Genomic DNA, 738 nt, shown 5'->3' with positions numbered 1-738 from the left:
GTGGCGGTACTTGGATGGTGGATAAGAAGCTGATTGAAGAAGGCAATTGGGAAGAGCTGGCTCATTTAACTCGTGAAGCCGTCAAGTTAGTCAATTAAACCTAGTGCAATAGCATTTTGACGTTATATCTAGCCCTCCTTTTGGAGGGTTATTTTATGGTTGAGCATTATTCTTTCAAAGTTAATATTTAATCGTGCTCGATAGCATCTTAAAAATAAAGGCTAAATATGGAAAACTGGATAACACAAGGAGTTGGCGGCCTGGCTTTTTGTATCGGTGTAATGGCCTTTTGGCAAAAAGATGATATGCGTTTTCGCTACCAGATGATGATCTTTTGTTTTGTAATGAGTATCCATTTCATATTAATGGGCGCCATAGTGGCGGCTATAGGCGTAATTATTAATGCTATTCGCAGCTATGTATCGATAAAAACTCAATCGCGCAAAGTGATGTGGTTCTTTATTGGCTTGATGTGGTGCATGACTTTACCCAACATGAATCATTTCTTTGAATTTATTACGGTTGTTGGTTCATCCGTTGCGACATGGGCACTCTTTTCAAGACAAGGCATCGCATTGAGGTCCTTGATCTTATTCAATTCTTTCTGTTGGGCTAGCCATAACATTTGGATTGGTTCGATTGGCGGGTCCTTTGTCGAAATCACCTTTATTGTCACCAACATGGTCACTATCTATCGTTTACATCAACGCAGATTGTTAACTATAAAATAGGCAATAT

Annotated in this window: 1 protein-coding gene and 1 pseudogene; both read left to right on the top strand. The window is 39.3% G+C overall.

Annotated elements, in window-relative coordinates; all coding sequences use genetic code 11:
- Positions 1 to 98, top strand: a pseudogene (locus tag AB4507_RS23035) (2-dehydro-3-deoxyphosphogluconate aldolase); the annotation flags it as partial.
- 129 nt (positions 99 to 227) lie between these two features.
- Positions 228 to 731, top strand: a complete 504-nt coding sequence (locus AB4507_RS11495; RefSeq protein WP_017057788.1) for a YgjV family protein — start codon at positions 228 to 230, stop codon at positions 729 to 731.
- The last annotated feature ends 7 nt before the right edge of the window (positions 732 to 738 follow it).

It is taken from the genome of Vibrio sp. 10N.222.54.A3 (assembly GCF_041474095.1).
In the GTDB taxonomy this organism is placed as follows: domain Bacteria; phylum Pseudomonadota; class Gammaproteobacteria; order Enterobacterales; family Vibrionaceae; genus Vibrio; species Vibrio crassostreae_C.
This window is presented reverse-complemented; position numbering and strand designations above follow the sequence as displayed.

Excerpts from the sequence above, each read along its gene's own strand:
- AB4507_RS11495 (WP_017057788.1), top strand. The coding sequence starts at position 228 with ATGGAAAACTGGATAACACAAGGAGTTGGCGGCCTGGCTTTTTGTATC.